Annotated in this window: 25 protein-coding genes and 1 other RNA gene; 16 read left to right on the forward strand and 10 right to left on the reverse strand. The window is 70.7% G+C overall.

The features are described from left to right. Window positions 1-9: 9 nt before the first annotated feature. Entirely contained in the window at window positions 10-1,008 is a 999-nt protein-coding gene (gene efeU / locus AB0I66_RS15855) for an iron uptake transporter permease EfeU (RefSeq protein WP_363208406.1), read from the forward strand. Beyond that, a complete protein-coding gene (locus AB0I66_RS15860) occupies window positions 911-1,849 on the forward strand; it encodes a hypothetical protein (protein ID WP_363208693.1) in 939 nt (312 codons plus the stop codon). Before efeU ends, AB0I66_RS15860 begins: the two co-directional genes overlap by 98 nt. A 36-nt stretch (window positions 1,850-1,885) precedes the next feature. Here the strand turns inward: AB0I66_RS15860 and AB0I66_RS15865 are convergent, their stop codons facing one another. After that, complete coding sequence (locus AB0I66_RS15865; protein WP_363208407.1) at window positions 1,886-2,629, reverse strand: bifunctional DNA primase/polymerase; 744 nt, start codon at window positions 2,627-2,629, stop codon at window positions 1,886-1,888. Between the two features lie 170 nt (window positions 2,630-2,799). Between AB0I66_RS15865 and AB0I66_RS15870 the strand changes: the two genes are divergently transcribed. Further along, entirely contained in the window at window positions 2,800-3,699 is a 900-nt protein-coding gene (locus tag AB0I66_RS15870) for a glycerophosphodiester phosphodiesterase (protein ID WP_363208408.1), read from the forward strand. 4 nt (window positions 3,700-3,703) lie between these two features. Here the strand turns inward: AB0I66_RS15870 and AB0I66_RS15875 are convergent, their stop codons facing one another. Further along, a complete protein-coding gene (locus AB0I66_RS15875; RefSeq protein ID WP_363208409.1) occupies window positions 3,704-4,336 on the reverse strand; it encodes a TetR/AcrR family transcriptional regulator in 633 nt (210 codons plus the stop codon). 142 nt (window positions 4,337-4,478) lie between these two features. Between AB0I66_RS15875 and AB0I66_RS15880 the strand changes: the two genes are divergently transcribed. Both AB0I66_RS15880 and ddaH read left to right on the forward strand, forming a co-directional pair. Further along, a complete protein-coding gene (locus AB0I66_RS15880; protein ID WP_363208410.1) occupies window positions 4,479-4,661 on the forward strand; it encodes a DUF6243 family protein in 183 nt (60 codons plus the stop codon). Between the two features lie 117 nt (window positions 4,662-4,778). Next, the gene (ddaH, locus tag AB0I66_RS15885) at window positions 4,779-5,603 is read left to right on the forward strand and encodes a dimethylargininase (RefSeq protein WP_363208411.1); all 825 of its coding nucleotides are present in this window, start codon (window positions 4,779-4,781) and stop codon (window positions 5,601-5,603) included. Here ddaH and AB0I66_RS15890 read toward each other — a convergent pair. The 3 genes from AB0I66_RS15890 to AB0I66_RS15900 all read right to left on the reverse strand — a co-directional run bounded on the left by AB0I66_RS15890 (window position 5,600) and on the right by AB0I66_RS15900 (window position 9,396). Continuing rightward, window positions 5,600-6,607, reverse strand: coding sequence for a small ribosomal subunit Rsm22 family protein (locus tag AB0I66_RS15890; RefSeq protein WP_363208412.1), 1,008 nt, complete (start codon window positions 6,605-6,607; stop codon window positions 5,600-5,602). The two genes, ddaH and AB0I66_RS15890, sit on opposite strands and share 4 nt — an antisense overlap. A 285-nt stretch (window positions 6,608-6,892) precedes the next feature. After that, on the reverse strand, window positions 6,893-7,960 hold the full coding sequence (locus AB0I66_RS15895) for a serine hydrolase domain-containing protein (protein WP_363208694.1): 1,068 nt from the start codon (window positions 7,958-7,960) through the stop codon (window positions 6,893-6,895). Between the two features lie 59 nt (window positions 7,961-8,019). Next, window positions 8,020-9,396: a Bcr/CflA family multidrug efflux MFS transporter gene (locus AB0I66_RS15900; RefSeq protein ID WP_363208413.1), complete on the reverse strand. Its 1,377-nt coding sequence runs from the start codon at window positions 9,394-9,396 to the stop codon at window positions 8,020-8,022. A 126-nt stretch (window positions 9,397-9,522) separates the two neighbouring features. Here AB0I66_RS15900 and AB0I66_RS15905 point away from each other — a divergent pair, with 126 nt between their 5' ends. Beyond that, window positions 9,523-10,524, forward strand: a complete 1,002-nt coding sequence (locus AB0I66_RS15905) for a Gfo/Idh/MocA family oxidoreductase (protein WP_363208414.1) — start codon at window positions 9,523-9,525, stop codon at window positions 10,522-10,524. Window positions 10,525-10,542: 18 nt separating this feature from the next. Here the strand turns inward: AB0I66_RS15905 and AB0I66_RS15910 are convergent, their stop codons facing one another. Further along, window positions 10,543-12,177, reverse strand: a complete 1,635-nt coding sequence (locus AB0I66_RS15910; RefSeq protein ID WP_363208415.1) for an alkaline phosphatase D family protein — start codon at window positions 12,175-12,177, stop codon at window positions 10,543-10,545. A 133-nt stretch (window positions 12,178-12,310) separates the two neighbouring features. Here AB0I66_RS15910 and AB0I66_RS15915 point away from each other — a divergent pair, with 133 nt between their 5' ends. Together AB0I66_RS15915 and AB0I66_RS15920 are read left to right on the forward strand one after the other, a co-directional pair. After that, a complete protein-coding gene (locus tag AB0I66_RS15915) occupies window positions 12,311-13,186 on the forward strand; it encodes an SDR family oxidoreductase (protein ID WP_363208416.1) in 876 nt (291 codons plus the stop codon). Window positions 13,187-13,364: 178 nt separating this feature from the next. Beyond that, complete coding sequence (locus AB0I66_RS15920) at window positions 13,365-13,835, forward strand: lamin tail domain-containing protein (RefSeq protein WP_363208417.1); 471 nt, start codon at window positions 13,365-13,367, stop codon at window positions 13,833-13,835. 61 nt (window positions 13,836-13,896) lie between these two features. On the opposite strand, the gene AB0I66_RS15925 is transcribed toward AB0I66_RS15920, so the two are convergent. Together AB0I66_RS15925 and AB0I66_RS15930 are read right to left on the reverse strand one after the other, a co-directional pair. Then, complete coding sequence (locus AB0I66_RS15925; RefSeq protein ID WP_363208418.1) at window positions 13,897-14,901, reverse strand: aldo/keto reductase; 1,005 nt, start codon at window positions 14,899-14,901, stop codon at window positions 13,897-13,899. Between the two features lie 82 nt (window positions 14,902-14,983). Then, window positions 14,984-15,307: a nuclear transport factor 2 family protein gene (locus AB0I66_RS15930; protein ID WP_363208419.1), complete on the reverse strand. Its 324-nt coding sequence runs from the start codon at window positions 15,305-15,307 to the stop codon at window positions 14,984-14,986. A 172-nt stretch (window positions 15,308-15,479) separates the two neighbouring features. On the opposite strand from AB0I66_RS15930, the gene AB0I66_RS15935 reads away from it, so the two are divergent. Genes AB0I66_RS15935 through AB0I66_RS15945 form a run of 3 tightly spaced genes read left to right on the forward strand, consistent with a single transcriptional unit; the run spans window position 15,480 to window position 17,385 of the window. Further along, a complete protein-coding gene (locus AB0I66_RS15935) occupies window positions 15,480-16,025 on the forward strand; it encodes a DoxX family protein (RefSeq protein ID WP_363208420.1) in 546 nt (181 codons plus the stop codon). A 36-nt stretch (window positions 16,026-16,061) separates the two neighbouring features. After that, window positions 16,062-16,589, forward strand: coding sequence for an AAA family ATPase (locus AB0I66_RS15940; RefSeq protein WP_363208421.1), 528 nt, complete (start codon window positions 16,062-16,064; stop codon window positions 16,587-16,589). A 19-nt stretch (window positions 16,590-16,608) separates the two neighbouring features. Then, the gene (locus tag AB0I66_RS15945) at window positions 16,609-17,385 is read left to right on the forward strand and encodes a class I SAM-dependent methyltransferase (RefSeq protein ID WP_363208422.1); all 777 of its coding nucleotides are present in this window, start codon (window positions 16,609-16,611) and stop codon (window positions 17,383-17,385) included. Between the two features lie 44 nt (window positions 17,386-17,429). Here AB0I66_RS15945 and AB0I66_RS15950 read toward each other — a convergent pair whose 3' ends face one another. Next, the gene (locus AB0I66_RS15950; RefSeq protein ID WP_363208423.1) at window positions 17,430-18,365 is read right to left on the reverse strand and encodes an aminoglycoside phosphotransferase family protein; all 936 of its coding nucleotides are present in this window, start codon (window positions 18,363-18,365) and stop codon (window positions 17,430-17,432) included. A gap of 174 nt (window positions 18,366-18,539) precedes the next feature. On the opposite strand from AB0I66_RS15950, the gene AB0I66_RS15955 reads away from it, so the two are divergent. From AB0I66_RS15955 to AB0I66_RS15975, 5 genes are all read left to right on the forward strand, one after another. Beyond that, window positions 18,540-19,292: a DUF883 C-terminal domain-containing protein gene (locus AB0I66_RS15955; RefSeq protein WP_363208424.1), complete on the forward strand. Its 753-nt coding sequence runs from the start codon at window positions 18,540-18,542 to the stop codon at window positions 19,290-19,292. 43 nt (window positions 19,293-19,335) lie between these two features. Then, window positions 19,336-20,295: a glutaminase gene (locus tag AB0I66_RS15960; protein ID WP_363208425.1), complete on the forward strand. Its 960-nt coding sequence runs from the start codon at window positions 19,336-19,338 to the stop codon at window positions 20,293-20,295. 74 nt (window positions 20,296-20,369) lie between these two features. Next, on the forward strand, window positions 20,370-20,642 hold the full coding sequence (locus AB0I66_RS15965; RefSeq protein ID WP_363208426.1) for a type II toxin-antitoxin system Phd/YefM family antitoxin: 273 nt from the start codon (window positions 20,370-20,372) through the stop codon (window positions 20,640-20,642). After that, window positions 20,639-20,896, forward strand: a complete 258-nt coding sequence (locus AB0I66_RS15970; protein ID WP_363208427.1) for a Txe/YoeB family addiction module toxin — start codon at window positions 20,639-20,641, stop codon at window positions 20,894-20,896. Before AB0I66_RS15965 ends, AB0I66_RS15970 begins: the two co-directional genes overlap by 4 nt. A gap of 91 nt (window positions 20,897-20,987) precedes the next feature. After that, window positions 20,988-21,719 (forward strand): hypothetical protein, encoded by a 732-nt coding sequence (locus tag AB0I66_RS15975; RefSeq protein ID WP_363208428.1) that lies wholly within the window; start codon window positions 20,988-20,990, stop codon window positions 21,717-21,719. A gap of 153 nt (window positions 21,720-21,872) precedes the next feature. On the opposite strand, the gene rnpB is transcribed toward AB0I66_RS15975, so the two are convergent. Next, window positions 21,873-22,280, reverse strand: an RNA gene (gene rnpB / locus AB0I66_RS15980) — RNase P RNA component class A. Window positions 22,281-22,314: the final 34 nt, after the last annotated feature.

The following is a 22,314-nucleotide window of genomic DNA, read 5'->3' on the forward strand; positions in this document are numbered from 1 at the left end:
CTGACAGACATGTTCGGCAATTACCTGATCGGCCTGCGCGAAGGTCTTGAGGCCAGCCTGGTCGTCTGCATCCTCATCGCCTATCTGGTGAAGACGGAGCGGCGCGACGCCCTCAGGCCCATCTGGATCGGCATCGGGGTCGCGTGCGCTCTCGCGCTCGGATTCGGCTGCGCGCTCACCTTCGGTTCGCAGGAGCTGACGTTCAAGGCGCAGGAAGCGCTGGGCGGTTCGCTGTCCATCGTCGCCGTCGCCCTGGTGACGTGGATGGTCTTCTGGATGCGGCGTACGGCACGCCATCTCAAGGCGGAGCTGCACGGCAGGCTGGACGCGGCCCTGCAGATGGGCACGGGCGCCCTGGTCGCCACCGCGTTCCTCGCCGTGGGCCGGGAGGGCCTGGAGACCGCGCTGTTCGTGTGGGCCTCGGTGCGCGCGTCGAACGACGGGACGCCGGGGCCGCTGATCGGCGTGCTCCTCGGCCTGCTCACGGCGATCGCGCTCGGCTGGCTGTTCTACAAGGGCACGGTCCGCATCAACCTGGCGAAGTTCTTCACCTGGACCGGCGCGATGCTGGTGGTCGTGGCGGCGGGCGTGCTCGCGTACGGCGTCCATGACCTGCAGGAGGCGGAGTTCCTCGGCGGGCTGCAGAACAAGGCGTTCGACATCAGCGCGACGATCCCGCCGGACAGTTGGTACGGCACGCTCCTGAAGGGCGTCTTCAACTTCCAGCCCGACCCGACGGTTGTCCAGGTCACGGTGTGGCTGCTGTACCTGATCCCGACGCTCGCGTTCTTCTTCGCCCCGGTAGGGTTCGGGCCCGGGAAGGGGAAGGTGAACGCAACGCATGAGCAGGCTTCCAAGGCAGCGCACTCCGATGCGGCAGGTCCGGTCGCGACGGCCGGTCCGGTTCGCGATGGCGGCGTCGACGGTGACCGTACTGACGGTGACGGCGAGCGGCTGCGTGACGGTGCACGGGGAGCGGGAAGTCGTCCCGTCGGCGACGAAGGCTGAGGCCGACCGCGCGCTGAAGGACTTCCTCACCGCGTACAACAAGGCCGAGAAGGCGTACGACCCAGCCCTGGACGCGGCCCGGGTCACGGGTCCTCTGAGCGCCATCAACCAGGCGGGCCTGAAGTCGAAGGGCGCGCGGAACCCGGGCGGCAACCCCGGCCAGGTGCCCTTGGAGTTGAAGGACGCGAAGTTCTCCATCCCCAAGAAGGCCGGCTGGCCCCGGTGGTTCGTGGCCGACACGAAGTCCAACCGCAGGGGTGACCTGCGCTGGCTGCTCGTGTTCACCAAGGGCAGCAAGGACCAGCTGTGGGAGGCGTCCTACCTGAATCTGGTGTCGCCCGACAAGATGCCCGAGCTGAAGAAGGACAAGGACGGCTGGGCGGAGCCGGTCGAGGCGGGCTCGTCCGCGCTGGCGGTGGCGCCGAAGAACCTCGGCAAGGAGTACACGTCGTATCTGAAGTCGGGCGGCGACACGTTCGCGCCGGGCGACCACACGTCGACGTGGAAGGCGTTCCGCGACAAGAACACCAAGCGCCGCGGGATCGCCGTGCAGTACATCGACGAGCCGCAGAACGAGGGGACGTTCGCGCCGGTGGGTCTGCGCACCCAGGACGGCGGGGCGATGGTCTTCTTCTCGACGCACCACTACGAGAGGCAGACCGCCGCGAAGGGCGTGAACCTCACCGTCGAGCCCGAGGTGAAGCCCCTCATGAAGGGCGAGGTCAAGCAGTCGGTGACGCTGGAGCGCGTCTCCAACCAGGTCGTCCTTGACCCGGCGGGGTCGGGCAAGGTGGCGTTCCTCAGCCGCATCCAGGGACTGACGGGCGCCAAGGGCGAGTAGCGCCGGGGCGGGTGGCCGGGGGCCGGCGCGCGGGCGTCAGCCCCTCATCGGCCAGGCGGCGACGTCGTGCTGCGGCTCTCCCGCGACACGGGCGCACTCGTCGGTGAGCGTCTCCAGGAGCGTCAGCGGGTCCGGGAGCGCGTGCTCGGGGCCCCGGATCCAGTGGACCGCCAGGTCACCGGGGAGCCGCGCGGGCGGCACGAGGACGTACGAACCGCGGCAGTGCCAGCGCACACCCGGGTGTTCGTTGGTGGTCTCGGGGTGGCAGTCCAGCTCGCAGGGCCACCACTCGTCCTCGTCCTCGGGGGTGCCGCGGGTGAGCGTGAAGAAGAGCATCCGCCCCTCGTCCATGGTGCCCTCGGACTCGGCGACGGGGCCCACCTCGATGCCGTCGGCAAGGAGCCTGGCCAGGGCCTCGCGTCCGGCGGCCAGCGGCACGTCAAGGACGTCGTGGACCATGCCTGTCGCGGTGATGAAGTTGGCCTGCGGCTGATGCCTCGCCCAGCGCTCGATCTGCCCGCGGTCGGTGGTGGACTGCGTCTGCCAGGCGAAGGAGATGGGGTGCCTGGCGGGGGTGGGACAGCCGATGCGGTCACAGGAACATCGGTACGCGGAGGGGTGCGCGGCCGGTGAGAGCGGCAGACCCGCTGCCGCGGCGGCGACCAGCAGGGCCTCGCGGCTCGCCTCGTCACCTGCCGTGTCCTCCGGTCGGGGACTCCGGCGAAGCCACTGGGAAATCCTGCTCTGTCCGCCGGACCGGCGGCCGAACTCCGCGCCCATCTATCCCCTCACCTCGCATGTGTGCCGAGAAGCATCTCCCATGGTCGCACCATCCTGCTCCTCGGGGGGCCAGAGCCCACATCCGGGGTAGCTGGGGTGATGCAAGGCGCAGGGTGACATCGCGCGTCATTGCGTACTAACCGGTGATTTACCCCCCTACCGTGTTCGCCATGGTCACCAGGACTGTGCTCACGGGACTCTCGGGGCTCATGAGCCTCACCACACTGGCCGTCGCCGCGCCCGCCAGACCACTCGCCCCGCTCGAATGGGGAGGCGGTCCCCTGACGGTCGAGGCACTCCCCCGCGTCACGTACACCGCGCATCGCGGCGGCGCCCTGGAGGTGCCGGAGAACAGCATGTCCGGCCTGGTGGCGGCGTACAAACGGGGAACGGCGCAGGTCATCGACGTGGACACGCGGATGCTGCGGGACGGCACCCTGGTGGCCATGCACGACGAGACCCTGGACCGTACGACGACGTCCACGGGGCCGGTGAGCTCGCTCACCCTGAGCGAGTGGCGCCGGGTGAGGCTGCGCCCCGGTTCCGGGCTGCCCGGCAGCTGGCGACCCGAGCGGCCGCCGACGGTCGCCGAGGTCCTCGACCGCTTCGGCGGGCGGATCGTGCTGATGCTGGAGGCGAAGGACCCGCGCAGCCTGCGGCGGCTCGGCTCGCTGATCCGCGCCCGCGGCCTGACGCGCTCGGTGTTCGTGAACTCCAACGATCCCCGTGTCGCCGCGCGCGCCCACCGGATGGGGCTGCTCGCGCAGCTGTGGCGTTCCAAGGCGCAGATGCGCACGGACCGGCCGGCGGGGTGGGCCGGGTTCGTGGACGTCCTCGACGTGGACCACAGGGCGCGGGACGCAGATCTGCTGCGCGCGGTCTACTCCGGGGTCCCCCGGGTGTGGGCGCACACGGTGACCACGCCGCGCCAGCGCGACCGAGCGCTGCGGCTCGGCTGCAACGGCGTGATCACGGACGCTCCCGGGCTGCTCGCGCGGACGCCGGTGAAGGGGGCCAAAGCCGTGAGCACGACCGGCCTGCGACGGAAGTGGCCGGTCAACTCCGCGTGAGCTGTCAGCGGGGCGCGATTCCGTAGAGGGCGTACTCGACGAGCTTGTCGGCGTACTCGTGCGTGAGCGGGCCGGTGCGCTGCAGCCAGCGCTGGGCGAGCGGGCCCGTCCACAGCTCCAGGGCGATGCGGGGGTCCACGTCGGGCGAGACCTGGCCGGCCTCCTGGGCGATCTCGATGCGCCGCACGTACATCTGGAGGCCGGGCTCCAGGAGCTTCTCGACGTACTCGGCGCCGAGCTCCGAGTTGAGCATGCCCTCGGCGGCGAGCGCGCGCCAAGGGGCGTCGTACTTGGGGTTCTTGAACTCGTCGACGGTGGCCCGCATGACGAGCTTGAGGTCCGCCTCCAGGTCTCCGGTGTCCGGGATCTCGGTCGGGGCCAGGTCGCGCCCCGCGTTGTCGCTCGCCTCCTGGTGGGCCTGTTCGCCGAGGTCGAGGAAGGCGTCGAGCAGGACGGCACCCTTCGAGGGCCACCAGCGGTAGATCGTCTGCTTGCCCACGCCCGCGCGGGCGGCGATCGCCTCGATCGTGAGCTTGCCGTACCCGACCTCGGAGACCAGGTCGAGGGCGGCGTCATAGATCGCGCGGCGCGAGCGTTCGCTGCGGCGCTTGGAGTCTGGGGCGGATTTCGTGACCATGCCCTCGAATGTAGCAGCGAACGAGCCGAGACGTACCGTCTCGTAAACCCTTGACAAGACGAACCGTCTCGCTCAAAGTAGGGACATCGAAGCGAGACGAAACGTCTCGCCAGTGACCAACTCTCGACCCGGAGGTACAGACATGACGCGAGGCGGAGCAGGAAACATGCTGGGTGTGGGCGGTACGCGCACCAACCTCTCCCGCAAGGCATTGCGCGGCGGCGGCCGTGGCGGCCAGGTCGGCGGCGGGCTCAGCCCGCAGGCGCAGAAGCGTGAGCTGCTGCGCACATTGCGGGAAGGCCGCGCGGCGGACGGCCGGTCATGACCATTCGATGAACCACCCGTTCAGATCACAGCGCGAGGGCTCCTCAGACCGCACCATGAACAGCAACTGCCCCACTCCGGGCAGGAACTGACCACAGCGGTACGTGAGGAGCCCTCGTTGAGTCGTTTTCCTCGTCGCGCCACACCCCGGCGCTATCTGATGTGCTCACCGGCACACTTCAAGGTCACGTACTCCATCAACCCCTGGATGGACCCCACGAAACCGGTCGACGTCCCCCTGGCCATCGCCCAATGGGAGGACCTGCGCGACCGCTACCGCTCGCTCGGCCACACGGTCGAGGAGCTCACCCCGCGTCCCGGCCTGCCGGACATGGTCTTCGCGGCGAACGGCGCCACCGTCATCGAGGGCCGCGTGCTCGGCGCGCGGTTCGCCCACCCGGAGCGCGGGCCCGAGGCCGTCGCCCACCTGGAGTGGTTCCGGCAGCACGGCTTCACGGACCTGCACGAACCGACGCACATCAACGAGGGCGAGGGAGACTTCGCCGTCACCTCCTCCTATGTCCTCGCGGGGCGCGGCTTCCGGGCGAGCCCTCTGTCCCACGGGGAGGCGCAGGAGTTCTTCGGCCGCCCGGTCCTCGGGCTCGACCTCGTCGACCCCCGCTACTACCACCTCGACACGGCACTCGCCGTGCTCGACGACGCGACGGACGACGTCATGTACTACCCGCCCGCGTTCTCGGCGGGCAGCCAGGCGGTGCTGCGGCGCCTCTTCCCCGACGCGCTGATCGCCGATGAGCCGGATGCAGTGGCCCTCGGGCTCAACGCGGTCTCGGACGGTCTGCACGTGCTGATCCCGCAGGCCGCGGCCGGTCTCTTCGCACCCCTGCGGAAACGTGGCTACGAACCCGTCGCGATGGATCTGAGCGAGCTGCTCAAGGGCGGCGGCAGCGTGAAGTGCTGCACGCAGGAGCTGCGGGGCTAGCTCTCCTGGTGGGGCGGCCAGGGGTCGCCCCACTCCGCGTCGCGGGCCGCGCGGTACAGCGGTCCGTGGCGTTTGGTCACCGTCTCGCGGTGCAGCGTCTCGTCCGCCGCGCACAGGTCGAGGAGGACCTGGCCCTTGCGGATCTGCGGCCTTCGTACGACGCGTTCGGGCGCGGGCTCGGCGTCGAAGCGCACGGCGGCCACGTAACTGAACTTCTCGTCCTCGTACGCCAGCGATCCGCCCTTGACCTTCCGGTGCAGGGAGGAGCGGCTGACGCGGGCGGAGAAGTGGCACCAGTCTTCGCCGGGGACGATGGGGCAGGCGGAGCTGTGCGGGCAGGGCGCGGCCACGCGGAAGCCGGCTTCGATGAGGCGGTCCCTGGCCTCGATGACGCGTGCGTAGCCGTCGGGGGTGCCGGGCTCGACGATGACGACGGCCTGCTGAGCGGCGGCCGCGGCGGCGTCGACGAGGGAGCGCCGGTCGGGCTCGGTCAATTCCTTGAGGACATAGGACACCGTGACGAGATCAGTGCTCTCGATGCTGAGCGCCGATCCGATACGAGAGCGCTGCCACTGCGCGGACTTCAACCACGGGTTCGCGGCGGCCAGTTCACGCCCCAGGGCGAGGGCGGGCTCGGCCCAGTCGAGAACCGTGACAGGGCGCTCGCCGTCCCAGGTCGCGCTCACCGCCCAGGTGGCCGCGCCGGTCCCGCCGCCGACGTCCACATGGCTGCCGGGCGCCCACCCGGCGGGCGCCGCGTCCGCGAGGGCCCCGAGCGCGGAACGCACGGCCTCGAAGGTCGCGGGCATGCGGTACGCGGCATACGCGGCGACATCCGCCCGGTCCCGCAGAATCGGCGCGTCGGTAGGGGTGACCCCCCGGTAATTGACGATCAACCGCTCAACAGCCTGCGCGGCCTGCTTGGGCGGCAACCCATCAAGAAGCCCGGCAAGAGCACTACGCAGGGCTTCACCAGGGGACACCAAAAAACTCGGGACGTTCACCAGACAAGTCTAGGACGCGAAGAACCGGGCCCCGTCAGGGGCGCGGGGCTGTGACACATAGCGGCTCCGCCGCGGGACACGACGGGCCCAGTAAGGGGCGCGGGGAACTGCGCGGCCAGCCCCCACCGGGCCCGCAGGTGATGTCACCGTGCCGAGGCAGGGCCGGGCAAAGCCGCCGCACGGGACGCACCACGCACCCGTAAGGGGCGCGGGGCCGTGACATCTGCGGCTCCGCCGCGGGGCGCGACGAGCCCCCGCCCGACCCGCAGGTGAGATCCCCCCGGGTCAGAGCCAAGCCCCGCGGGCCAGCCGCGTGGCCGCACGGGCCCGGGGCCCGCTGTCGGCGGCCCCCCGCCGTGGGTGAACCGTGTTCGCGAGGAGGATCAGGAACGTGTCCGTGGCGGGGTCGATGACCAGGGACGTCCCGGTGAACCCCGTATGCCCCGCCGCCCCCCGCCCCGCCAGTTCCCCCATGAACCACGCCTGGTCGAGCCCGAAGCCGAGCCCCGGCGGCGTCAGCATCAGCTCGACGAAGTCGGGGCCGAGGATCCGCGCCGTACCGTAAGAGCCCCCGCACAGCAGCGCACGGCAGAAGACCGCGAGGTCACGCGCGGTCGAGAAGAGCCCGGCGTGCCCCGCGACACCCCCAAGCGCCCAGGCGTTCTCGTCGTGCACCTCACCCCGCAGCATCCCCCGGTCAGCCTTCGCCCAGGGCCTGCGCTGGTCCTCGGTGGCGGCGGCGTCGGGACGCGGCCCGAAGCCGGTGGCCGCCATGCCGAGGGGCCGGGTGATCCCCTCCCGGACGAGCACGTCGAGCGGGCGCCGCGTGAGGCGCTCCAGGACCTGCTGGAGGAGCAGCATGTTCAGGTCGGAGTAGAGGTGGTCGCCGGGCGGACTCGACGGAGCCTCAGCCCGCAGCGCGGCGAGGCGCGCCGCGCCGTCCGGCAGGTCGTACAGGGGGAGTTCGGGCCGCAGACCAGAGGTGTGGGTGAGGAGCTGCCGCACCGTGACGCCGTGCTCCGCGGCCGCCGTGAACTCGGGGACGTACGCGGAGACCAGCGCGTCGATGCCGAGCGTGCCCCGCTCCAGCTGCTGCATCGCCGCGACGGTCGTGAACAGCTTGGTGAGCGAGGCCAGGTCGAAGGGGGTTCCCGTGCGGGTCAACACCTGCTCGGCGGGGGGCAGTTCGACGCCCACGTCCTTCTCGGGGTCGTACGCGGCGTACCGCACCGCACGGCCCACCGCCTCATGGACGGCGATCACCGGCCCGCGCCCCGCCAGCACGACGGCGCCCGAGCACCAGGGCCGCTCACCGCGCGTCAGCGCACGCACCTCGCGTACGAGGTGGGCCATCTCGTCCGTGTCGAGCCCCGCGCGATCCGGCGTCCCGGCGCGCAGCAGGCGTGGCGCGGTCAGTGGTCCGTCCCCTCCTGAGTCGGTCTCGCCGAGAACGCCTGCGAGTTCGAGTTCGAGTGCGAGCTCTGCCAGGGCCGGCACAGTCCCAGGAAGCAGCCGATGGCCGCAAGGCCGCAGACGAGCTGGACCACGGCCATCGGCACCGCCGTGGCCTCGCCCGCGATGCCGACCAGCGGGGACGCGATCGCGCCGACGAGGAACGAGGACGTGCCGAGCAGCGCCGACGCGGACCCCGCGGCGTGCGGCGTGCGCATCAGGGCGAGGGCGTTCGTGTTGGGCATCGCGAGCCCCATCGCCGACATCAGGACGAAGAGCCCGGCCGCGACGGGGAACAGGCCGACGGATCCGAAGACCCCCGAGGTCATGAGGAGCAGCGCGGTCGCGGCGAGCACGATGACCGTCAGGCCGAAGGCGAGCGCCTTGTCGAGGCTGACCCGGCCGACGAGGATCTTGCCGTTGATCTGGCCGACGGCGATCAGGCCGACGGAGTTCACGCCGAAGAGCAGGCTGAAGGTCTGCGGGGACGCCCCGTAGATCTCCTGGATGACGAACGGCGAGGCGGAGATGTACGCGAAGAGTGCGGCGAACGCGAACCCGCCCGCGACCATGTACCCGGTGAAGACGCGGTCGGCGAGCAGCGCCTTCATGGTGCGCAGCGCCTCGACGGTGCCGCCGCCGTGCCGCTTCTCGGGCGCGAGCGTCTCGGGCAGGCAGCGCCACACGAGCACCGTCAGGGCGATGCCGACCACGGTGAGCACGGCGAAGATGCCGTGCCAGTCGGTGAAGCGCAGGACCTGGCCGCCGATGAGGGGCGCGACGACCGGGGCGACCCCGGAGATCAGCATGAGGGTGGAGAAGAAGCGGGCCATCTCCACGCCGTCGTAGAGATCACGGACGACGGCGCGGGCGATGACGATGCCCGCGGCGCCCGCGAGGCCCTGCAACAGGCGGAAGGCGATGAGGAGTTCGGCGGTGGGCGCGAACGCGCAGATCGCCGTGGCCAGGATGTAGACGAAGAGCCCGATGAGCAGCGGCCTGCGCCGCCCCCACTTGTCGCTCATCGGTCCGACGACGAGCTGCCCGAGCGCCATGCCGGTGAGGCAGGCGGTGAGGGTGAGCTGCGCGGTCGCGGCGGACGTGTGCAGCGAGCGGGTGACCTCCGGGAGCGCCGGGAGGTACATGTCCATGGAGAGCGGCGGGACCGCGGTGAGGCCGCCGAGCACGAGGGTGACGAGAAGGCCGGTGCGGCGCTGGGCGGTGAGGTCCACGGCGGCGGGTGCCGGGGCCTCCTCCGCCGTCCTTTCCACCGTCCCTGACTGCCGTATGAGGGGGCCTTGCGACCCGCTCGTGGTGCGGCTGCCGTGCTCCGGCATGCGGATTCCCTCCCGATTAGGCGTGCGATTACCTATGCTCTCAGCTCAGCTGTGCTGGTTGAGACCATTTCCGTGCTACTGCGCGGTACTCCGCGGCACTCCGGCTGTACGAACAGGGGTCCAGCAGTGGAAGACAACCGTGCGCCCGTGCGTTGGGGCATCCTCGCGACGGGCGGGATCGCCGCATCGTTCACGGCGAACCTCCTCGACATGCCGGACGCGGAGGTCGTCGCGGTCGCCTCGCGGACCGACGCGTCGGCGAAGGCGTTCGCCGAGCGCTTCGCCATACCGCGCGCGTACGGCGAGTGGGGCGCGCTCGCCGAGGACAAGGACGTCGACGTCGTGTACGTGGCGACGCCGCACGCCTCGCACCGGGCGGCGGCGGGGCTGTGCCTGGAGTCCGGCCGCTCGGTGCTCTGCGAGAAGGCGTTCACGCTGAACGCGCGCGAGGCGGCGGAGCTGGTGACGCTCGCCCGGCGGCGCGGCCTCTTCCTGATGGAGGCCATGTGGATGTACTGCCATCCGCTGATCCGGCGGATGAAGGCGCTGGTCGACGACGGGGCGATCGGCGAGGTGCGGACGGTGCAGGCCGACTTCGGCCTCGCGGGTCCCTTCCCTCCCGCGCACCGGCTCCGTGACCCGGCGCAGGGCGGTGGCTCGCTGCTCGATCTCGGGGTGTACCCGGTGTCGTTCGCGCAGCTGCTGCTCGGGGAGCCCTCGGGGGTGAGTGCGAGAGCGACGCTCTCGGACGAGGGCGTCGATCTCCAGACGGGAATGCTGCTCTCGTACGAGAGCGGTGCTCACGCTTTGTTGCACTGCTCCATCAACGCGGGCACCCCCGTCACCGCGTCCGTCACCGGTTCGCGAGGCCGCATCGACATCCCGAACGGCTTCTTCTTCCCGGAGAGCTTCGTGCTGCACCGCGAGGGCCGTGACCCGGAGGAGTTCGCCGCCTCCCCCGAGTACGGCCCCCGCGACAGCCTCAAGCACGAGGCCGCCGAGGTCATGCACCGCCTGCACGCGGGCGACACCGAGTCGCCTCTCGTCCCGCTGGACGGCACCCTCGCTGTGATGCGGACCCTGGACACGGTGCGGGAGCGGATCGGGGTGCGCTACCCGGGCGAGTGAGCGCACCCCCGGTCGGGGTTATACGGGCTTCAGGCCCGGGTTCCCCGCCTCCGTCACGAAGGAGGCCGCCGTCTTGACGGGCGCTCCCGGCGTCGTCACCGCCGACACCGTCTTGAAGTCGGCGCGCGCGGAGTCCTGGCCGAGGTCCACGGTCACGTAGCCGCGCCGCCCGTTGTAGAACTTCATGTGCGGGTTGGCCTTGGTGTAGGTGTCCCAGGTCGCGGGCTTGTCGGCGCCGTCCCTGCCGCTCGCGACGGACGTGGCGACGATCTCGGTGCCGACCGTCTTGGACGCCTGGTCGTCGAAGTCAGCCTTGATGTCGTAGGCGTACCCGACGTGCACGTCGCCCGTGAGCACCATCAGGTTCTTGATCCCTGCCGACGCCGCGCCCGCCAGGACACGGTCGCGGGAGGCGGGGTAGCCGTCCCAGGCGTCCATGCTGAGCTTCGCCACCGCGTTGAGGTCCAGCTTGCGCTGCGAGAAGTTGACCTGCTGCGGCATGACGTTCCACACCGCCTTCGAGCTGCGCCAGCCGTCGATGAGCCAGCGCTCCTGGGTCGCCCCGGTGATGCTGCGCTTCGGGTCGGTCGACTCAGGGCCCGGGACGTCCGCGCCGTCGCCGTAGGCCTGGTTGGAGCGGTACTGCCGGGTGTCCAGGATGTCGAACTGCGCGAGCAGGCCCCACTGCAGCCGGCGGTAGAGCTGAAGGTCGGGGCCGACGGGCTGCTGGGGGCTGCGCAGCGGCAGGTTCTCCCAGTACGCGCGGTAGGCGGCGGCGCGGCGCACCAGGAACTCGGCGGGCGGGCTGCCGTTCTCGTCGAGGTCGTCCGCGTAGTTGTTCTCGGTCTCGTGGTCGTCCCAGGTGACGACGAAGGGGTGGGCCGCGTGCGAGGCCCGCAGGTCCGGGTCGCTCTTGTAGAGGGCGTACCGCAGGCGGTAGTCCTCCAGGGTCTGCGTCTCGCGGTTGAAGACGGCGGGCAGCACGCGGTCGGTGTAGTTGCGGTGGCCGCCGGCCGAGTTCACCGCGTACTCGTAGAGGTAGTCGCCGAGGTGGAAGACGACGTCGACGTCGTCCTTCGCCAGGTGTTTGTGCGCGGTGAAATAGCCGTCGTGGTACGCCTGGCAGGACACCGCGGCGAACTTCAGGGAACTCACGTTGCTGCCCGCCGCGGGCGCCGTGCGGGTCCGGCCGGTCTCGCTGATCCACTTCCCCGTCTTGAACCGGAAGTAGTAGGTGCGCCCCGCGTCCAGGAAGCCCACCTCGACGTGCAGCGTGTGGTTGAACTCGGGATGGGTGATCTCGAAGCCGCGTCTGGCGACCCGCTGGAAACCGGCGTCATGGGCAAGCTCCCACTCCACGACGACGCGCTGGTTCGGCAGCCCGCCGCCCGGTTCGTACGGGGACGGGGCGAGGCGGGTCCAGAGCAGCACCGAGTCGGGCTGCGGGTCGCCGGACGCGACGCCGAGGGTGAACGGATCGTCGGCGATCTTCCGCGCGTCCATCTCGGCGGCGCCCGCGGCGCCCGCGGTCGGCAGATTGGTGGCGAACGCGAGCGCGGCCGCGGCGCCGGTGACGGTCAGGAAGCGCCGGCGGCCCAGGTGGCGCGCGGCGGCTCGAAGCTCGGCTGTGTCCTGCTGGCCTGTGGGTGTCATGTAGCCCTCCCCTGACGATTGGTGTCCTGGGCATGCAAGTGGCGGGGGAAGACGCGCGACTGTCGCGTACACAACACCCAAATGGCGGGCGGATGATGACCCTATAGACACACCTCCCGTACGCTGCGGGGCCATGAACGCTGAGCCAACTGGGCACCCGAACGGACATCCGACCGGACATGGGACCGGACAGACGAGGACCGCCGTGGTGACCGGCGCGGGATCCGGGATCGGCCGGTCCGTGGCGGTGGAACTGCTGCGGGCCGGCTGGTCCGTGGCGCTCGCGGGGCGCCGCAAGGAGACGCTCGAGGAGACGGCGGCGATCGCCGCGGGGGTGTCGGAGGGCGCCGCGGTGCGGCCCGTCCCGCACGCCGAGGGGTCCGCCGAGGTGAACGCCCCGGCCGAGACCGACGCCCTGTGCGTGCGCACGGACGTCTCACGGCCCGAGGACGTGGCCGCGCTGTTCGCGGCCGTGCGCGACCGCTTCGGCCGGCTCGACCTCCTCTTCAACAACGCCGGTACGTTCGGCCCCGGCGGCGTATCCGTCGACGAACTGGAGTACGACGCGTGGCGGCACGTCGTCGACACGAACCTCAACGGCGCGTTCCTGTGCGCGCAGGCGGCCTTCCGGCAGATGAAGGAGCAGGACCCGCAGGGCGGCCGGATCATCAACAACGGCTCGATCTCCGCGCACGTGCCGCGTCCGCGCTCCATCGCGTACACGGCGACGAAGCACGCGCTGACCGGCCTGACGAAGTCGCTCTCCCTGGACGGCCGCCCCTACCGGATCGCCTGCGGCCAGATCGACATCGGCAACGCGGCGACGGACATGACCGAGCGGATGCAGGCCGGGATCCTCCAGGCCAACGGAGAGCTGGCGCCCGAGCCGGTGATGGACGTGTCGGACGTGGCCCGGACGGTGCGTCACATGGCGGAACTGCCGCTGGAGGCGAACGTCCAGTTCGCCACGGTGCTCGCGACGAACATGCCGTTCATCGGGCGGGGTTAGCCCCACCGGCCCCGTGGCTCGCTCCTCATGCTGTGGCCGACCGTGACCCCCGTTCACGGTCGGCCTACATCTTCACAAACGGAATGGGAAATACCGCGCTAATTAGGCGCATCACCCCCCGTATGCTCAGCGTGCCCTCCACGAGAACTGCACATTCAGAGCACACTCGGAGCACACCTTGCGCATACGTTCCGCGGCCCCGGCCGTCCTCGCCGCGGCCGCACTCGCGGCCCCGCTGCTCGCCGCGTCCCCCGCGACCGCTGCCGCCGCCGCGCACCAGAGCGGACTGCACCTCGGGTACATCCAGTTCGACAGCCCGGGCCGGGACTCCCGTTCCAACTCCTCGCTGAACGCGGAGTGGGTGAACATCCACAACAACTCCGGCTCGGCGATCCAGCTCAAGGGCTACAAGCTGAAGGACAACACGGGCTACACGTACACCTTCGGCAGCTACAAGATCGGCGCCGGCAAGACGGTCAAGGTCCGCACCGGCAAGGGCACCAACGCGTCCGGGGTCCGCTACTGGGGCCGCGGCTCGTACGTCTGGAACAACACCAGCGACAAGGCCCGCCTCATCAAGCCGAGCGGTTCACTCAAGGACTCCTGCTCCTGGACGAACAGCAACCCCGGCTACAAGAACTGCCACTGACGGCGCATCTGCCACACCTGCCGTACCTGCCACGCCTGCGGCATCCGGAGGGGAGCGAGGGTCACTCCTCCCCTCCCCCGCGCAGGATCCGCTCGACCTCCTCCGCCTCCCCCGCGGTCAGCGGCCCGTACTCCAGCGCGCCCACGTTCTCCTCGACCTGCCCCACCGTCCGGAAACCCGGGACGGGCACGGCCAGCGGGCTGCGGGCCCAGAGCCAGGCGAGCGCGCCCTGCGCGAGAGTCCGTCCGCCCCCGGTCAGCACCGACCGCACCGCGTCCACCCGCCCCAGCCACTCCGGGTCCGCGCCCCCGCCCGTCCCGAAGCCCGGCAGCCACGAGGGCGGTGCGCTGCGGATGTCCCCGGCCGCCGGCACACGCCCGCCGCCGAACTTCCCCGTGAGCAGACCCATCGCCAGGGGGCTGCGCAGCACGCTCGCGAGACCGAGCTCCGAGCAGAGCGCCAGCATCTCGGGCGCGTCCTGCAGCACATTGCAGCGGTGCTGGACCGCCGTACAGTGCGGGCCCTCGGCGAACAGGGCCGCCCGGGCGGGGTCGTCCGTACTCCATCCGTAGGCCCGTACGAGCCCTTCGCGCACGAACTCCTCGCACGCGTCGCGCAGCCGCTCGGCGCTCTCGGGGTCCGCGTCACCGATGTGCAGCTGGTAGAGGTCGACGTGATCCGTGCCGAGCCGCTTCAGCGAGGCGGTCAGCGCACGGCGTGCGTACGCGACCGAGTCGTCCGCGCCTCCGACCGCGGTCCGGGTCTCCTCGTCGAAGAGGTTCCCCCACTTCGTGGCGATGACGACGTCGTCCCGGCGCGCGCCCAGCGCACGGCCCAGAACACGCTCGCTGTGCCCGGTCCCGTAGTTGTCGGCGGTGTCGAAAAAATCCACGCCGAGATCGACGGCCCGCCGGATCGCCCGCACCGACTCCTCGTCGTCCACGGCACCCCAGCCGTACGGCTCCCCGCCGGGACCCGACCACTCACCGCCGATGGCCCAGCAGCCAAGCCCGAGCGCACTCACCTCGATGCCGCTGCGCCCCAATGTCCTGCGTGTCGTCTCCATGCGGCAGAACGCTAGGAGTTGAAGCGCACACGAAGACAAGACCCGAAGCGAAATCTTTCACGCGGTGTGCTGCTTCAGAGCGTCACGCCTGCCCCGTCTCGAACCGGGAGACCTTCCCGCCGTCGACGGTGAACCGCCACTTCGTCCGCATCTCCCCCCACGTGTCGTTGCGGTACGAGACGATCAGCGTGCGCCCGCCGTCCGACTCGTTCTCCACGTCCATGTGGCCGTGCGACGAGAAGATCTCGCGGTCCGCCCAGTCGGCGACGTCCCGGTCGGAACCGTCGTCGGACATGGTCGCGCCAGGCGTGAGGACCGTACGGAAGGCGGCCTCGTCGTGGGAGTTCACGGCGGTGACGAAGGCCTGGACCGTCGGATCGGAGAGCCGGTCTACCTGAATGCTCATGCGCCCACGCTCACACCGGCCACCCCGCCCCGCCACCGGACGGGGTCACCCGTACGGCTGCTTGAGCGGGGTGCGCGGCGAGGCTCTGACGGACGGTGGAGTGACGAGCACCCGGATCCCACCCCCGCACCCATCAGGCACCCGCCCGGCACCGACCCCAGGAGACAGCCCCATGACCCGTTCCTGCTTCGACCGACGTGACCTGGGCCTTCTGCTGCTCCGCGTCGGAACCGGCGGTGTCCTCGCCGCCCACGGCGCCCAGAAGCTCTTCGGCTGGTTCGGCGGCCACGGCATCGAGGGCACCGGCGCCTTCATGGAGTCCATCGGCTTCGCGCCCGGCAAGGCGAACGCCGTCATCGCCGGGCTCGCCGAGGCGGGCGGCGGCACGCTGCTCGCCCTGGGCCTCGCGACCCCCGCCGCCGGTTCCGCGGCGGCCGGTGCGATGGCCGGGGCGACCGCGGTGCACGCCCCCAACGGCTTCTTCAGCCAGGCGGGCGGCTACGAGTACCCGGCGTTCCTCGGCATGGTCGCCGCCACCCTCGCCGTCACGGGCCCCGGCGCCTACTCCCTCGACGACGCCCTCGGCCACTCCTTCAACCGCAACTGGATGGTGCCGGCGGCCCTGGCGGGAACGGCGATCGGCGTGCTCGTCTCGGTGGGCTCGCGGGCGAAGAACGTACGGGAGCAGGAGAGCACGGGGGGACCTGACCAGGACTGACGTCCGCTTCACGGTGTACGTGGTTGCCTGACCCCCATGATTGTGTGGGTCAACGGAAGCTTCGGGGCCGGCAAGACCACCACGTCCGAGCGGCTGGTGGGCCTGCTCCCGGGCGCCCGTCTCTTCGACGCCGAAGAGGTCGGCTACATGCTGCATCACGTGCTCGGCCCTCTCCAGGAGGAGGCCGACTTCCAGCACTGGCCGCCGTGGCGGGCCCTGGTCGTGGAGACGGCGCGCCACCTGCTCGCGTACAAGGGCGGGACGTTGGTCATCCCGCAGACGGTGCTGGTGGAGGAGTACTGGACGGAGCTGCGGGCCGGACTCGGCCAACTCGGCGTGCCCGTACACCATTTCGTGCTGCACGCCGAGCCCGAGACGTTGATCCGGCGGATCGAGTCCGACATCCCGGCGATCATTCCCTGGCGCCTCGATCACGTCGTCCCCTACCAGGAGGCGCTGCCGTGGCTGCGGCGCGCGGGCGAGGTGATCGACACGACCGGCATGCCGCCGGACGAGGTGGCACGGCATATCGCGGCGAAAGTCGCTGGTCGGGAGGGGAGTTGACCGGATAGCGTCCTCGCCCATGACCGACACCACCCCCGCCCTCCAGGACGTGCCGCCCCGCCTGACCGGCCTGACCTTCCACGGCCCGCTCTCCGAGGCGCGGGCCGCTCGCCTCGTCGAGCGGGTCGCGCCGGGCACCGGCTCCGTCCTCGACCTCGGCTGCGGCTGGGGCGAGTTGCTGCTGCGCGTCCTCGAAGCCGCCCCGGACGCCACCGGCGTGGGCGTCGATCTGTCATCCGAGGACTTGGCCAGGGGCCGCGCCGCCGCCAAGGAGCGCGGTCTGGCCGAGCGCGTCTCCTTCGTCGAGGAGTCCGCGACGGACACCACCCGCGGCCCCGCCGACCTGGTGCTGTGCCTGGGGTCGAGCCACGCGCTGAGCTCCACCGAACCGCCCGGCCACACCGAGGCGGCGCTGCATGCCCTGCGCCGCCTGGTCGCTCCGGGCGGCCGCGTCGTGCTCGGCGAGGGCTTCTGGCAGCGCACGCCCACCGCCGACGAACTCGCCGGGATGTGGCCGGGGGCCCACGCCGGCGAACACCTCTTCCTGGGCGACCTCGTGGACGCGGCGATCGCCGCGGGCTTCCGCCCCCTGTGGGTGGAGACGGCGAGCGCGGAGGAGTGGGAGGAGTTCGAGTCCGGCTACCGCACCGACGTGGAGGAATGGCTGGCCGCGAACCCCGGCCACCCCCTGGCCGCCGAGACCCGCGAGAAGGCCGACCGCCAGCGCTCCACCTGGCTGCGGGGCTACCGCCAGGTGCTCGGCCTCGCGTATCTGACCCTGATGCCGGTGGCCTGAGGGCAGGCCATCGGGGTTCAGCCGGTTCAGCCGGTTCAGCCGGTTCAGCCGGTTCCGCCGTCGAACCACGTCCGGGCCAGCGCGTCGAGCGTCGGCTCGGGCGGGGCGGGCAGCTCCCGCAGGTACCAGGGCAGGCTGCTGTAGACGTGGAGCAGGGTGTGGGCGAGGAGTTCGCGCGGCTCGAAGGTGTGACCGTACGCCCGCATGAAGCGGCCCAGGAGCCCCGGCTCCGCGCGCGTGACGAAGAGGCCGACACCCACGAAGTCGTACGTTCTGTCCCCGATCATGGCGGGTTCGAAGTCGAAGAGCCCGGTGAGGCGGGGCCGCCCGCCGACGGGAGCGACCAGCAGATGCTGCCGCATGAACTCGGTGTGCAGGAGGACACGTGGCGCGTCGGCCCGCAGCGGCACCGCGTCGAGGAAGCCGGGGATCTGCTCCAGCCAGCTCTCCGGCAGCCCGCGCTCCCGCTGCCGCGCGACGGCCCCGGCACGCTGCTTGCGGAGGAAGGCTCCCCAGTCGCCGGGCCCGAGCACGTCGGCGAGCGGCCCGGGGTCCAGGGCGTGCAGCGCGGCGAGCGCCTCACCGGCCTCGGTGACCAGACGCTCCCGGTCGGCACGCGCGATGCGCGGCCAGGCCTCGGCGAGGTCTTCGCCGGGCAGCCGGGACATCAGCACGTACCGCCAGCCGTTCTCGTACGCGCCCGCCGCGTGCACCCGCGGGGTGGGAACGGGCAGTCGGCCCTGGAGATGGCTCAACACCCGCTCCTCGACGAGGCCGTCGTGGGCGACGGCGCCGGGGAAGAGCTTCAGGACGAGGTCGTCCCCGACGGCGTAGACGGGCTGGGTCCCCTCCGTGAACCGGTCGAGGGGCGCTCCGGCGAGGCCGAGCCTGCGGCAGAGGTCCTCGACTCCGGGCCGCATGACGGCCTCGTCGGGGACGACGGCGTCCCATTGCTCGTCGGTGTCCACGGTGGGCAGCATGATCGGCACGGTAGGAGGGGGCGCCCGGCCACGGCAACGCATTTGTGGACGGCCCGGTCCGCGGCCCGCACCCCCCATTACCGTTTTCGTAGCCCCACAACACCGACCGAAGTCTGCCGCCCATCGACTTTCGGCCGCTCCCCCGCGGATGCCTGCCCGCCTAGCGTCAAGGGCATGACCAGCGAAGAGAGCCTCGGCCGCCCCGTCCCGCTCCACAAGGACCGGACGACGGTCCTCGGTTACCCGCGCGCCGACCTGCTGACCGTGCTCATCGGCATGCCGATCCTCGGTCTCCTGCTCGGCATCGCCCTGCCGCCCCTGGCCCGGTGGCTGAGTGACCTGCCGGTGCTGCCCTGGCGGGACGGCATCACGTTCGTCGGCTCGCTGGACCGGCCGTGGCAGACGGCGATCGCGGCGGGCCTCGGTCTGGTGGCAGGGCTGCTCATCGCCGCCACGGACTTCGACGGGACCCTCAAGCTGAAGCTGACCGACCGGGAACTGGTGGCCGACCTGCACGAGACGAAGCGGACCATCGAACGCGCCCGCGTCTCGGCGGTGTTCCTGGACCGCAAGGAACTGGTGGTCCTCGACGAGTCGTCGCGCGAGTTCACGCGCGGCGTCCACAAGACGGCGGCCGGGCCCCTGGCCAAGGCGTTCCGCTCGCACGGCTACCCGTGGCAGGACGCCGACCCGCACGCGGCCCTGTTCCACCGCTGGATTCCCGGGGCTCCCGGTCTGCCCGCCGAGGCGCACGCGGTCCTCGCCGCGCGGAAGGTCGCGCTGAAGAGCGAGGCCGAGCAGGACGTGCGGGACCTCGCCGAGACGATGCAGGGTCTGGGATACGTCGTACGGGACGAGGGCAAGGACCAGTACTGGCGCCCGCTGGCAGGGGAAACGGGCGAGAGGGGCGGCGCCGCCCGGAACTGAGCGCCACCGCTCGCCCCCTCCACACGGGTGCAAAATGGCGATCATGACTCCGCCGACTCCGTCCATCCCGCCCCGGACGCCCCGGACGCCCCGGACCTATCAGCCGGTCCTGGACCGCATCGCGGCCGAGATCGAGAAGACGCCGGGGCGCGGCAGGCCCGCCGACTACATCCCGGCGCTCGCCGCCTGCGACCCGCGCCGGTTCGGGATGGCCGTCGCGGAGCCGGACGGCACGGTGTACGGGGTGGGTGACTGGCAGCAGCCGTTCTCCGCGCAGTCCATCACCAAGGTGTTCACCCTGGCGCTCGACCTGGCGCGCGAGGGGGACGCCCTGTGGGACCACGTGGGCCGCGAGCCCTCCGGCAACCCCTTCAACTCGCTCGTGCAGCTGGAGTACGAGAACGGCATCCCGCGCAATCCCTTCATCAACGCGGGCGCGCTCGTCGTCACCGACCGCCTCCAGACCCAGACGGGCGACGCGGCGGGCACCCTCCTCGATTTCCTGCGGGCGGAGAGCGGCAACGCCGGGCTCGCCATCAACGAGAGCGTGGCTGCCTCCGAGTCGGCGCACGGCGACCGCAACGCAGCGCTGGGCCACTTCATGGCGTCGTACAGAAACATCGCCAACCCGGTGCCGGTGCTCCTGAACCAGTACTTCCGCCAGTGCAGCGTCGAGGCGTCCTGCGCGGACCTGGCCCTCGCCACCGGCTTCCTCGCCCGCCACGGCATCCGCGCCGACGGCACCCGCCTGCTGAGCCGCAGCCAGGCCAAGCAGGTCAACGCGATCATGCTGACGTGCGGAACGTACGACGCCGCGGGCGACTTCGCCTACCGCGTGGGCCTGCCCGGCAAGAGCGGCGTGGGCGGCGGCATCATCGCCGTCGTCCCCGGCCACTGCACGCTCTGCGTCTGGAGCCCGGGCCTGGACGAGCGGGGCAACTCGGTGTCGGGGGTGGTGGCACTGGACCGCTTCACGACGTTGACGGGGTTGTCGGTGTTCTGAGACTCTCGTACCAAAAACCGGTACCATGGTGGTACCGTTTTTCTGTACCACCAGGAAGGAAAGAGGTCCAGTAAATGACGATAAGCGCCAGCGAGGCCCGCAAGGATCTCTTTCCATTGATCAAGCGCGTCAACGACGACCACACCCCCGTGCGCATCAGCTCCAAGAACGGCGACGCGGTGCTGATGTCCTCCGAGGACTACGACTCCTGGCAGGAGACCGTCTACCTCCTGCGCTCCCCCGCCAACGCGCAGAGCCTCATGGAAGCCGTGGCACGGGACAAGGCCGGCGAGGCTGTGGTCACCAAGACCATGGACGAGCTCGAAGAGCTGGCGGGTGACGGGTGAGGAGCGTGCACTTCGACCCGGCCGGATGGGAGGACTTCCTGTTCTGGCTCGGCTCGGACCGCGCGAGGGCCCGTAGGATCACCCGGCTGATCGCGGAGATCCAGCGCACCCCCTTCACCGGCATCGGCAAGCCGGAGCCCCTGAAGGGTGACCTGTCCGGCTACTGGTCACGCCGGATCGACGACGAGCACCGGCTCGTCTACCGGGTGGACGAGAAGGAAGTCAAGATCCTCAAGGCCCGCTACCACTACTGAGGCTCACTTGTCTGGTTCACCTGGCGCACGGTTCGTCCGACTGATTGAGTAACCCCCCTTGCTAGGTGTCGACTTGGGGGGAGTCCACGGCATGGCCACAGAGGCCGGCGACAGACCGGATACAGAAGCAGCCACACGTGGACAACAAGTCCTCGACCTCCTGAACAAGGCAATCGAAGCCCAGAGTCTGCTGGTGCGCAGGAACATCGCCCGAGCCCGCCAGCGGAACCCGGAGGCGACACCAGCCCAGGTGATCCGCAATCTGGAGCGGATGTACGTCAGCGCCTTGACGGGAACGGGCGCTGCGGTGGGAGCGACTGCGGCCGCGCCCGGCGTCGGCACGGGAGTCGCACTGGCACTGTCGGCAGGTGAGACCCTCTCGTCCCTTGAGTTGAGCGCCCTCTTCGCGCTTTCGGTCGCGGAAGTACACGGCGTCCCCATCGACGAGGTCGAGCGCCGCCGAACGATCGTGATGGGCATCATGCTCGGCGGGAGCGGCTCCGCCACCATCGGCAAGGTCGCCGAGCGCACGGGGCAGCACTGGGGGCGCCAGGTTGTCGCCAAGGTGCCGGTCGAGACGTTGCGTCAGATCAACAAGGTCCTGGGGAAGAACTTCATCACGAAGTACGGGACCAAGCAGGGAATCATCGTTCTCGGTCGAGTTGCCCCGTTCGGAATCGGTGCCGTGATCGGTGGAGGAGCCAACGCTGCCATGGGCTCCCTGTCCGTAAGGGCCAGTCGTCGCGCGTTCGGCCCGCCTCCGACGTCGTGGAAAGAGCCGTCGCAGGGCACGCCGCCGATGCCCCAGGACTCGCAGGGCTGACCTCGGTGGGCGCCGGGGCTTCGGGGCCTTACGTGCCCGCGTCGCTCATCGGGGGCCTTGCCCTCGTCAGAGCACCACGAACTCGACGTACGCGGTCCACGTCGTCGGAAACTCACCTGCCCAGCAATTCGGCTGGTCGTGGGCAGCAAGTGGCAGACGAGTCGGGCTGTACGCCGGGTTTTGTCACCCGGGCGCCTCGCGGCGGCCGGGGAGACGGCCATCCATCTAGGGTCCGCATTGCTGCGGACCTCGTGCGGTCTACCCGCGGACTCGGGCGGGCAGCCCTCGATCATCCGCGCAGAAACACCGAAGTGCTTCCTTTTGACCTTGCTCCAGGTGGGGTTTACCTAGCCGCCTGAGTCACCTCAGGCGCTGGTGGTCTCTTACACCACCGTTTCACCCTTACCGGAGACCGAAGCCTCCGGCGGTCTGTTTTCTGTGGCACTGTCCCGCGGGTCACCCCGGGTGGCCGTTAGCCACCACCTTGCCCTGTGGAGCCCGGACGTTCCTCGGGAAGACCCCCTGGTGAGGGGAGCTTCACGCGGCCGTCCGCCCGGCTCGTCTGCCGTGCCGACCATGCTACCCGGCGGACGGG

Source organism: Streptomyces sp. NPDC050439, assembly GCF_040655335.1.
Lineage (GTDB): Bacteria > Actinomycetota > Actinomycetes > Streptomycetales > Streptomycetaceae > Streptomyces.